The sequence below is a fragment of the Acinetobacter sp. genome (assembly GCF_050285345.1).
Taxonomy (GTDB): Bacteria; Pseudomonadota; Gammaproteobacteria; order Pseudomonadales; family Moraxellaceae; genus Acinetobacter.
On the sequence record NZ_JBLZXR010000031.1, the window covers coordinates 1 to 10,992 of the forward strand.

Consider the following 10,992-nt stretch of genomic DNA (forward strand, 5'->3'; position numbering starts at 1 on the left):
AATGTAAGAAGCTCGTATGTTACTTTTGTTTCGGCAAAAGTAACCAAAACCATTTGTCATCTGCTGAACTCGACATATTCTGTCTTTTGATTAATGCTGTCGCAGAAACAGTGTTAATTCGATTGAGGTGTGTCTCGCACAGCAGCAGATGACGGTGTCGCGTATCCAATACGTTTATAAATTCAAATAAAATCATCTCCAAGGCTTAATATGAGCTGTACTTTCCAATTTCCTCCCCCCCCTGAACACTTGCTTAATGCTTTGCATGATGTGATTCCAAATTGTGAATTACATACACAGCAATTGCCTGAAACACCGATTTCCCTCTGGTTGATTCCACCTGTATTCCCAACCGATAAGCTCGATGATGAAGTTATTCGTCGTATTTGGAATGATACGCCGTATTGGATTTTTTGTTGGGCGTCAGGTCTAGCAATGGCGCAGTGGTTATTGGCAGAACCGCATCATGTGAAAGATAAAGTGGTGCTAGATTTTGGTGCAGGTTCAGGTGTGGTGGCGATTGCAGCGAAAATGGCTGGAGCAAAACGGGTAATTTGCTGTGACATAGACCAAGTCAGTTTGGATGCTTGCCGTGCCAATGCCGAACTGAATGATGTTGAGCTTGAATATTTGGATGATTTATACAAGGCAGAGCAGGTCGATATTTTGCTTGCAGCCGATGTATTGTATGACCAATGCAATCGATTTTTCTTAGATGAATTTTTAAAGTTTGCACCAGAAGTGTGGGTGGCGGACAGTCGGGTGAAAAATTTCAGTCATCCCAAATATGAAAAGCTGGATGAACTTAGTGCAACCACGTGGCCGGATCTCGATGAATCGCCAGAGTTTAGAAATGTCAGCTTCTATAAAACGCTTTAAACATTAGACAAAAAAATAAGACGCCTATTGCGTCTTATTTTTTGTCTAATGTTTCGTTGATATGAAACGAAAATACCATTAAGAGCAAGTGTAGCGAACGACACGTAAGGTTGCAGGACGTGCATCTAAAGCATCGCGAGCACCTAAGTTTTCAGAATTACGTAAGTCAGGAGTGTTGGATAGACCAATACTGGTACGGCTATTGCCAATTTGACGGCCATAGTGCGCGCTTTCTAGTGCAGGATTAGCAATTTCGTTCACACTCAGGATTTTTAATTGATAGGTCTTTTGTGTGTTTAAAACTTTTTGGCAAGCACGTTGTAATTTATTGGCATCCATTTGCTGATTTTGACGACCTGCTAGCGTGTAGGCCAAAGTAGCTGTATCTACAGATTTCGATTCAATTTGATAACCTGTTTGACCATTATAAGCACGTGGTGCGCTTTGACACGCTGCCAATGACATCGCAACAATACCCAAACTCAAAACTTTGTAAATATTTTTCATCATTCATTCGCCGTGTGTAGTTATGGTTTTAGTATGCCACAGCCTAGGTAGAGACTCGATGGCTAAAGTCATGAAAGCTTTTATTTCTAAAATGAGAACGATAAAAATCCCAATAAAATAGGTATTAATCGTCTTAAAGCTCATAACAAAGAGGTAGGATAAGTTATCAGTGATCTAGTGGTATTTTTATCTCTGTGTTAAAAGTTTTAAATTAATAAGCCAATGAAAATCATCATGCTTATCTTGCTCTAGATCTGTGAGTGAAAGAGAAGGAGGGTAAAATGCTGAATGATCAATGAATTAAAAGAATAATGAAGTTGAAAATTAAAAAAGCCATTAGGTTTAATTGCTGTACAATTTATCGGCTTGTCATCATTTTTGTTTTGAATAGGGATGGGACATTTAAAATGAAGAATCAGGCTATTGTGACAAAACTAGAATCAACGTACATTTCTAATATGACTTCGTGAAAATGAATATTGATAACGACGAAAATCTACACAATTCGAAATGTGATAACGAGAATAATCTGAAAAGGGCGAGGTGTTTATGAATCTACAACACCCAATTTATGACATGCTGGTCATTGGTGGTGGGATAAATGGTGTAGGCATTGCTTGTGATGCCGCAGGCCGTGGACTTTCTGTGCTGCTATGTGAAAAAGATGATCTCGCCAGCCATACCTCATCTGCAAGCAGTAAATTGATTCATGGCGGTTTGCGCTATTTAGAACACAAAGAGTTTCGTTTGGTGCGTGAAGCTTTGGCTGAGCGTGAAGTTCTACTAAAAAAAGCACCGCATATCATACGCCCCATGCGTTTCATTATGCCGCATGAACCTCATTTACGTCCGGCCTGGTTAATTCGGCTGGGCCTATTCTTTTATGATCATTTGGGAAAACGGGAACAACTGGCGAGCTCAAATTTAGTTGAGTTTAGTGATGTGGATAGCCCACTCAATTCGGGCATTACCAAAGGATTTGAATATTCGGATTGTGCGGTTGATGATGCTCGCTTGGTGGTGTTGAATGCAATGCAAGCAAGAGAGTTGGGCGCAGATATTTATACCCGTACACGCTGTGTTGCGGCATACCAAGAAAATGGTCATTGGCAGGTACAATTGGAAAATGAACATGGGATTCATCTGGTTCAGGCAAAAGTCTTGGTTAATGCTGCCGGACCGTGGGTGGCTGAATTTATCCAGCAAGGTTTGCAGCAAAAATCACCTTATGGCATCAGGCTGATTCAAGGCAGTCATATTATTGTGCCTAAGCTGTATGCGGGTGATAAAGCTTTTATTATGCAAAATGATGATCAACGTATTATCTTTGCGATTCCATATTTACAAGAATATACCTTAATTGGAACCACGGATCGTGAATATCAGGGTGATCCTGAGCATGTTGAAATCACGCAAGAGGAAATCGACTATTTGCTGGAAGTCTCTAATCATCATTTTAAAATTCAGCTAACACAAGGTGATATTGTTGCAACTTATTCGGGGGTACGTCCTTTATGTGACGATGAGTCTGATAATCCATCGGCTGTGACCCGTGATTATACGCTTGCCTTGAGTGATGAAGGTACAGGGCATGCACCATTGCTTTCAGTCTTTGGCGGAAAATTAACGACTTATCGTAAACTGGCTGAATCTGCGATGACGACTTTAAAAGCATATTTTCCACAAATGACTCAGGCTTGGACAGCAGAAGCGATGTTGCCGGGTGCAGAAAATTTACATTCAATCGAGCATCTGATTGAAAAAATTCAACAGCAGATGGATGATATTGATGCTGAAATTGCATCTCGTTGGGCGCATGCTTACGGTACGCGTGTTTGGCGATTGCTTGATGCTGCAACCTCTGTTCAGGAGCTAGGACAATACTTCGGTCATGGTGTGTATGCTCAGGAAGTGGACTATTTGGTGGCCCATGAATGGGCAAGATCGAGTGAAGACATTTTAAAACGACGTAGCAAATTATATTTACAATTTAGCGATCTTGAGATTCAGGCTTTAGGTGAATATCTCGTTGAATTACATGCACGTCAGCAATCACAAGAAGTAGCTTAAGCTTTTCTTGAAAAAATATACAATAAAAAAAGACCGCATAAAGCGGTCTTTTTTATGACTTAATCAGCGATTAAGCAGATTTAACAGCAGCAATTAACTCAGCTTGACGAGTTTTAAGTGCTTCTGGAAGGCGATCACCAAGTTTGTTGAATAACTCAGTGTGGCTTTCAAGTTCTTTGATCCACTGATCTTTGTCTTGTGAAGTTACAAGATCAAATTGTTCTTTCGTGAAGTCAGAACCAGTCCAGTTCAATTGTTCGAAAGTTGGTACACGGCCGATAGGCGTATCAACAGCAGTTGCACGACCTTCACAACGGTCAATGATCCACTCAAGAACACGCATGTTTTGACCGAAACCAGGCCATACGAAGTTGCCTTCAGCATCACGACGGAACCAGTTCACGTTGTAGATACCAGGAAGTTTGTTGCCATGAGCAGCAGCTTTCTCACCAACTTCTTTACCCATTTCTAACCAATGAGAGAAGTAGTCAGCCATGTTATAGCCAGCAAATGGAAGCATCGCAAATGGGTCACGACGAACGATACCTTGTTGACCAACAGCAGCAGCAGTCGTTTCAGAGCCCATAGTCGCAGCTTTATAAACACCGTCAACCCAGTCAAATGCTTCTGAAATTAGAGGCACTGTGTCTGCACGGCGACCACCGAAGATGAACGCAGAAATTGGAACACCTGCTGGATTTTCCCAGTCAGCATCAATAGAAGGACATTGACCTGCAGCAACAGTGAAACGAGCATTTGGATGTGCCGCTTTTTCACCAGTAACGTGTGGTTGACCTTTCCAGTTGGTCAGGTTAGCAGGTGCTTCTTTAGAAAGACCTTCCCACCAAACTTCACCGTTGTCAGTGACTGCAACGTTGGTATAGATAACATCTTTAGTCAATGTTGCCATACAGTTCGGGTTAGTCTTGGTATTTGTACCCGGTGCTACACCGAAGAAACCAGCTTCAGGGTTGATTGCATATAAGCGACCGTCTTCACCTGGTTTGATCCAAGCAATATCGTCACCTACAGTTTCAATTTTCCAACCTTCATAACCTGCTGGTGGAATTAACATTGCGAAGTTTGTTTTACCACACGCAGAAGGGAATGCCGCTGCGATGTAGTGTTTTTCACCTTGTGGGTTGGTCACGCCAAGAATTAGCATGTGTTCAGCTAACCAGCCTTGTTGACGACCCATAGAAGATGCAATACGTAAAGCGAGGCATTTTTTACCTAACAATGCGTTACCGCCGTAACCTGAACCATAAGACCAGATTTCACGAGTTTCTGGGTAATGCACGATGTATTTTTCAGGGTTGCAAGGCCATGCAACATCTTTTTGACCTTCTTCCAGCGGTGCACCAACAGTGTGTACGCAAGGAACGAATTCGCCATCAGTACCAAGTACGTCATAAACAGCTTTACCCATGCGAGCCATTTTTGACATGCTTACTGCAACGTAAGGAGAATCAGTCAATTCGATACCGATGTGCGCAATATGAGAACCTAAAGGACCCATAGAGAAAGGAACAACGTACAAAGTACGACCTTTCATTGAACCGTCGAATAAACCGTTCAGACGAGCACGCATTTCAGCTGGAGCTTCCCAGTTGTTTGTTGCGCCAGCATCTTCCTGTTTTTCTGAACAGATAAAAGTACGACCTTCAACACGAGCAACGTCAGAAGGATCAGAATTAGCAAGGTAAGAACCAGGATGTTTTTCTTGGTTAAGTTCTTGCATAGTGCCGTTAGCGATCATCAAGTCGATATAACGTTGATATTCTTCTGCGCTACCGTCACACCATTCGATTTTTGCTGGTTTGGTTAATTTGGCAATTTCTTCCACCCAAGCAATAAGCTTAGGGTGACGAACGAATTCTGGTGCGTTCACTTGGGTCATGGTGAGGCCTATCTCAAATATGTACTAACCGTACAAAGTCTAATCTGCATCATGGGTTACACCATGCAGATAAAATATGAAAAAAAAGTGGCTGTATTAAAGCATAAAATCATAAAAAAAATAAGACTAAAGAAGTGGTAGATTTTTTAGGGTAGTTAATGGTATTTGGTTTAAATAATTATATAAAACAAATGTTTATTTGAATAATAAGATATATTTTGTTCTATTTATAAAAATGATGGACAATATTTTATATATTTATTTCTAATCAAATCAATGTCTTGAAACAAATTCTTACATGAGAATTATTATTGATTAAATAAATGGTGGTAATTCGAATTTTACATAAAGGGGCTATTATTTGTTGCTAAATTCGACAAAATAAATATGAAGGCGTTCTGGGTGTATAAAAAATGTCTAAACAAGCCAAGCCATTATCGATTATTTATAATAAGAAATCAGGGTTTCATGCAGTAAATAAAGATGAAATCTATGAAGAACTTGTGCGTTTATTATCGGAATATGATTATGAAATACAGTCTTTCGAGATTGGGCAAGAGTCTTGTTTTGATGATTTAATGCACAAAGCTTTATTGCGCCATCAAGATCAAAACAATATCGGTGTGGTGGTTGCTGCAGGAGGAGATGGGACTTTAAATGCGGTCGCACAGTGTTTAATGCAGACGGAAATCCCAATGGGCATATTGCCTTTAGGTACCTTTAATTATGTTGCGCGGCTTCTCAATATTCCATTGGATGTTATGGAAGCAGCCAAAGTGATTGCCACAGGTGATGATCGAAAAGTTCACGTGGCACAAATCAATGATCATATTTATCTGAATAATGCCAGTTTAGGGCTATATCCATTATTTATTCAAAAGCGTGAATATTACAACCTAAAATTTGGACGTTTCCCTTTACATGCCTATACCTCAGGCCTAGATGTACTGATTCGAGATCGTAAAGAACTGAAATTGGAGATTGAAGTCGATCATCAAATTTACCCTGTCAAAACGCCATTGATCTTTTTTGGCAATAATCAATTGCAATTGGCTGAGTTAAATTTGCAAATTGCCAAAGATGCTGCCGCAGGTAAAGTTGCAGGTGTGGTGGTGGCCAAAAGTGATAAACGCACGTTATTTAAAATTCTGTGGCAGCTCATTCGCGGCAATATTGACAATGCACCAGATGTTTATAGTTTTGCCGCAGATCAGGTCACGATTCATTCAAAACGCACAAAAATGACCGTGGCGGTAGATGGTGAAATTGTCACCATGCAGCCACCGCTGAATATTTCTGTGCAAAAAAATGCTTTAAATATACGGGTACCGAATGATTCTGCATCTGTCTGATCTGCATTTCGGGACTGAAAAGCCTGAATGTATGCAGGCGATCCAGCACTTTTGTGCACAGCATTCCATAGAGGCGGTCGTTGCAAGTGGTGACCTGACTCAGCGTGCGCGTTATTTGCAATTTTATGCCTGTAAGCAATTTCTGGAAAGCCTGAATTTGCCCTATATCGTGGTGCCCGGAAATCATGATATTCCGCTGTACCATGTATGGAATCGGATTTTTAGTCCATTTACCCGCTATCAATTATTCTTTGGTGTTCTGGAAAATGTATTAGAGACTGAACATTTTTATTTTATCGGGGTCAATAGTATACGGCGGCGTTATCACACACGTGGCCATATTTCCTTAGAACAAATACAATATGTTGATACGTTGTTAAAAGCAGCACCGAAAAATAAGTTAAAGTTGGTAATTGCACATCAACCCTTTTATACGCCACCCAATGAGCCGCATGGTTTGAAGGATTGCCCAGTACAAGGTCGTTTGGCTTTGGAGCAGTGGAGTCAGCATGGTTTAAATGGCTTATTACACGGTCATTTGCATGTCCCCGCGAGTTATGATTTAAATCAAATTTATGACTTAGGTGCAGGACATCCAGTCTGGGATATTCATGCTGGTACGGCAATTTCTTATCGGTTACATGAAAACCTTGCCAACAGTTTTAATGTCATCGATAAACACATGAATGTACGCCATTATTTTTATCATCCAAAGTTAAAAATATTTGAGGAAAATTTTGGTACTCGCGTTTTAGATAAGTTTTAAATGCTTTCAGAGCAATTTCGAAGAAAAAAAATACAAAAAGATGAAAAAATTTAAGATTTGCCCTTGAAGCGTTTTATTCCATCCCCACAAAAGTGTCATATCAAAATTTTGTTGATGACCTAGGAATAAGAAGTCATCTTCACATCGTAATAAATGACATTCAAATAATGTCTATGGAGTTAGAAATGAGCAAAATTCGTCCTTTACATGACAACGTTGTAATTCGCCGCGTAGAAAAGGAAACAAAAACTGCAGGTGGTTTAATTTTGAGTACTTCTGCTGCAGAACAGCCAGCACAAGGCAAAATTATTGCTGTAGGTAATGGCAAAGTAACAGATAACGGTGTGCGTGCTTTAGACGTTAAAGTGGGCGATAACGTACTGTTTGGTGCTTATGCAGGGACTAAAGTGAAAGTAGAAGGCGAAGAGCTTCTTGTCATGAAAGAGTCAGATATTTTGGCAGTGCTTGAAGGGTAATTAGAGCGCTTATTTTCTGCTAAAGAAAACGAATTGATTAAAATTTAAAAATATTTGGAGTTAAGCATGTCAGCTAAAGACGTAAAATTTGGTGATTCAGCACGCAGCAAAATGATTGCTGGTGTAAATACCCTTGCAGATGCAGTAAAAGTAACTTTAGGTCCTAAAGGCCGTAACGTTGTAATCGACCGTTCTTTTGGTGCGCCGCACATCACTAAAGATGGTGTATCTGTCGCAAAAGAAATCACATTAAAAGACAAGTTTGAAAACATGGGTGCTCAACTTGTACGTGAAGTATCTTCTAAAACCAATGACATCGCAGGTGATGGTACAACAACTGCAACTGTATTGGCTCAAGCAATCTTGAATGAAGGTATCAAATCAGTGACTGCGGGTATGAACCCAATGGATCTTAAACGCGGTATTGATATTGCGGTTAAAGCCATTGTTGCTGATATTAAAGCAACTGCAAAACCTGCTTCTGATACTAAAGCGATTGAACAAGTGGGTTCAATCTCTGCAAACTCAGATACCACTGTTGGTAAGCTGATTGCGCAAGCAATGGAAAAAGTAGGTAAAGAAGGTGTAATCACTGTAGAAGAAGGTTCAGGCTTCGAAGACTCTTTAGACGTTGTTGAAGGTATGCAGTTTGACCGTGGTTATATCTCTCCATACTTCGCAAACAAACAAGATACTTTGACTGCAGAGCTTGAAAACCCATTCATTCTTCTTGTCGATAAAAAAGTTGGTAACATCCGTGAATTGATTGCTGTTCTTGAAGCAGTTGCAAAAACAGGTAAACCATTGCTAATCATCGCTGAAGATGTTGAAGGCGAAGCATTGGCAACGCTTGTTGTTAACAACATGCGCGGCATTATCAAAGTATGTGCGGTGAAAGCCCCTGGTTTTGGTGACCGTCGTAAAGCAATGTTGCAAGATATTGCGATCTTGACTGGCGCAACAGTGATCTCTGAAGAAGTGGGCATGTCACTTGAACAAGCTTCACTTGAACACTTAGGTACTGCGCACAAAGTGACCGTGTCTAAAGAAAATACCGTGATTGTTGATGGTGCAGGTAATGCAGGTCAAATTGCTGAGCGTGTAACTCAAATTCGTGCGCAAATTGAAGAATCAACTTCAGAATACGACAAAGAAAAACTTCAAGAACGTGTAGCTAAATTGGCTGGCGGTGTTGCAGTGATCAAAATTGGTGCAGCAACTGAAGTTGAAATGAAAGAGAAAAAAGACCGTGTTGACGATGCGCTTCACGCAACTCGTGCAGCAGTGGAAGAAGGTGTTGTTGCAGGTGGTGGTGTTGCACTGGTACGCGCTGCAAAAGCACTTGATGGTGTAACGGGTGTGAATGATGATCAAACTGTTGGTATCAACATTTTACGTCGTGCAATTGAAGCACCGCTTCGTCAAATCGTAGCGAATGCGGGCGATGAGCCATCAGTTGTGATTAACGCGGTGAAAAAAGGCGAAGGTAACTTCGGTTATAACGCTGCAACTTCAGAATATGGCGATATGTTAGAAATGGGTATTCTTGACCCTGCTAAAGTAACGCGTTCTGCACTTGAGCATGCGGCTTCTGTTGCGGGTTTAATGTTGACGACTGAATGTATGATTACTGAAATCCCAGAAGACAAACCTGCAATGCCTGACATGGGCGGAATGGGTGGAATGGGCGGCATGATGTAAGTCATCCCCCCGATCATTTGATCTGAAAAAATCCCTGCAATATGCAGGGATTTTTTATTTAGTTACAAAATTATTAAGGTGACTTTTTAAGTGATTTATAAATTCAGCTGACTTTATTTTCTTACCTATTTCAATATCGCAGATTTCGAAGAAATTATCTGCTATAAAATTTTTTTGATTCTCTATTTTACTATCAAGAATAATAGTGAAACTATCTTTTATTTCAGTCACATCACGTCTGCCTTGATCTAAATGCTCCTCACTCAACTCATAAGTCTGATCTAGGTTGAAATTCCTCTAAATTTAATCCCTTCATAATCAGTAAATAGGAAAAACACCTTTTTTCATTCAAGTTGGTTTTCTGTAGCTTCTGCTATGTGATAAAGGGATTAGATTAAAGCCAGAAGAATGGTGAAAGTTATTTAAATACAAAATAAGTGATAAGTTTTCTTTAGTTTAACTTTATAATCTTTAACGTTATAATTTAAAAAACAATTATTAAAAAGAGCTGTTATGAAAGCAGAACAGGAAAATAATATCATTGCAAAAATTTATGATGCTGCTTTATTGCCTGCTTTGTGGTTAGAGGTTGTTCAGGAGATTGTGAAATATACTCACAGTCACAGTGCAATTTTTACCGGTTTTGATCAATTCAATCCAGCTTATGACTTTGTTTATACATGCAATATTCCAGAGGAAAGCTTATCTGCTTATCAAGATGAACGGATTCAGATCATTGATATGAAGTTGCATATGCCTTTATGGGATAAGCTTGATATGGGGGAAGCCCTTAAACAAGACTGTCGGCATTATGCAGATGACCCCAAAACTGAGCAGTATCTATTTTATGAAAAGTGCCTTAAGCCGACAGGGATCGGTTATATGGCTGGAGTATTGTTGGATAGAGGAAATTATCGTTGGGCTGTAATGGGGATACACCGTACCCCAAAAACTCAGGGCTTTGGGCTGGCTGAGCTAAGTTTTCTAAGAAGGATTGGAATACATTTACGTCGGTCTTTACAGATTCATCGGCAGATCAGTCTGATACAGCAGGATAATCTCAGTTTTTGTGCGGTATTGGATAGTTTAAAGGTCGGTATTATCTTGCTAAATCAGGACTTGAGCTTATCTTATTCAAATCCATTAGCACAAAGCATGATCGGGCCATCTGCATGTCTGGATTTGGATATACATAACCGTCTTAAAACCTGTGCTGGTGATCAGGAGCGTCTGGAGCAGCTATTGGCAAGTGCTTTATTGGGAAATATAGCTAAATACCAAATAAATCATTACAGTAATCTTTAAATAATTTATCAATATCTTTAACTCTAAACTTAGTTC

At 40.0% G+C, this 10,992-nt stretch carries 9 protein-coding genes; 7 read left to right on the forward strand and 2 right to left on the reverse strand.

The genetic code is table 11. The features are described from left to right. Positions 1–210: 210 nt before the first annotated feature. The gene (locus tag ACN6OV_RS02905) at positions 211–879 is read left to right on the forward strand and encodes a class I SAM-dependent methyltransferase (RefSeq protein ID WP_427949500.1); all 669 of its coding nucleotides are present in this window, start codon (positions 211–213) and stop codon (positions 877–879) included. A gap of 78 nt (positions 880–957) precedes the next feature. On the opposite strand, the gene ACN6OV_RS02910 is transcribed toward ACN6OV_RS02905, so the two are convergent. Then, positions 958–1,386 carry a hypothetical protein gene (locus ACN6OV_RS02910; RefSeq protein ID WP_427949515.1) on the reverse strand — a complete coding sequence of 143 codons (429 nt, stop codon included), beginning with the start codon at positions 1,384–1,386 and terminating at the stop codon, positions 958–960. Positions 1,387–1,935: 549 nt separating this feature from the next. On the opposite strand from ACN6OV_RS02910, the gene glpD reads away from it, so the two are divergent. Further along, positions 1,936–3,456, forward strand: a complete 1,521-nt coding sequence (gene glpD / locus ACN6OV_RS02915; protein ID WP_427949502.1) for a glycerol-3-phosphate dehydrogenase — start codon at positions 1,936–1,938, stop codon at positions 3,454–3,456. Positions 3,457–3,526: 70 nt separating this feature from the next. On the opposite strand, the gene ACN6OV_RS02920 is transcribed toward glpD, so the two are convergent. Further along, positions 3,527–5,356: a phosphoenolpyruvate carboxykinase (GTP) gene (locus ACN6OV_RS02920; protein ID WP_427949504.1), complete on the reverse strand. Its 1,830-nt coding sequence runs from the start codon at positions 5,354–5,356 to the stop codon at positions 3,527–3,529. Between the two features lie 413 nt (positions 5,357–5,769). On the opposite strand from ACN6OV_RS02920, the gene ACN6OV_RS02925 reads away from it, so the two are divergent. From ACN6OV_RS02925 to ACN6OV_RS02945, 5 genes are all read left to right on the forward strand, one after another. Next, positions 5,770–6,708 carry a diacylglycerol/lipid kinase family protein gene (locus ACN6OV_RS02925; RefSeq protein WP_427949506.1) on the forward strand — a complete coding sequence of 313 codons (939 nt, stop codon included), beginning with the start codon at positions 5,770–5,772 and terminating at the stop codon, positions 6,706–6,708. Continuing rightward, positions 6,689–7,474, forward strand: coding sequence for a metallophosphoesterase family protein (locus ACN6OV_RS02930; RefSeq protein ID WP_427949507.1), 786 nt, complete (start codon positions 6,689–6,691; stop codon positions 7,472–7,474). Before ACN6OV_RS02925 ends, ACN6OV_RS02930 begins: the two co-directional genes overlap by 20 nt. A 185-nt stretch (positions 7,475–7,659) precedes the next feature. After that, the gene (locus ACN6OV_RS02935; protein ID WP_427949510.1) at positions 7,660–7,950 is read left to right on the forward strand and encodes a co-chaperone GroES; all 291 of its coding nucleotides are present in this window, start codon (positions 7,660–7,662) and stop codon (positions 7,948–7,950) included. 66 nt (positions 7,951–8,016) lie between these two features. Further along, positions 8,017–9,651 carry a chaperonin GroEL gene (gene groL / locus ACN6OV_RS02940; protein WP_427949511.1) on the forward strand — a complete coding sequence of 545 codons (1,635 nt, stop codon included), beginning with the start codon at positions 8,017–8,019 and terminating at the stop codon, positions 9,649–9,651. A gap of 513 nt (positions 9,652–10,164) precedes the next feature. Beyond that, on the forward strand, positions 10,165–10,956 hold the full coding sequence (locus tag ACN6OV_RS02945) for a hypothetical protein (protein ID WP_427949513.1): 792 nt from the start codon (positions 10,165–10,167) through the stop codon (positions 10,954–10,956). Positions 10,957–10,992 lie beyond the last annotated feature (36 nt).

Excerpts from the sequence above, each read along its gene's own strand:
- groL (WP_427949511.1), top strand. The coding sequence starts at position 8,017 with ATGTCAGCTAAAGACGTAAAATTTGGTGATTCAGCACGCAGCAAAATG.
- ACN6OV_RS02945 (WP_427949513.1), top strand. The coding sequence starts at position 10,165 with ATGAAAGCAGAACAGGAAAATAATATCATTGCAAAAATTTATGATGCT.
- ACN6OV_RS02935 (WP_427949510.1), top strand. The coding sequence starts at position 7,660 with ATGAGCAAAATTCGTCCTTTACATGACAACGTTGTAATTCGCCGCGTA.
- ACN6OV_RS02905 (WP_427949500.1), top strand. The coding sequence starts at position 211 with ATGAGCTGTACTTTCCAATTTCCTCCCCCCCCTGAACACTTGCTTAAT.
- ACN6OV_RS02930 (WP_427949507.1), top strand. The coding sequence starts at position 6,689 with ATGATTCTGCATCTGTCTGATCTGCATTTCGGGACTGAAAAGCCTGAA.
- ACN6OV_RS02910 (WP_427949515.1), bottom strand. The coding sequence starts at position 1,386 with ATGAAAAATATTTACAAAGTTTTGAGTTTGGGTATTGTTGCGATGTCA.
- ACN6OV_RS02925 (WP_427949506.1), top strand. The coding sequence starts at position 5,770 with ATGTCTAAACAAGCCAAGCCATTATCGATTATTTATAATAAGAAATCA.
- glpD (WP_427949502.1), top strand. The coding sequence starts at position 1,936 with ATGAATCTACAACACCCAATTTATGACATGCTGGTCATTGGTGGTGGG.
- ACN6OV_RS02920 (WP_427949504.1), bottom strand. The coding sequence starts at position 5,356 with ATGACCCAAGTGAACGCACCAGAATTCGTTCGTCACCCTAAGCTTATT.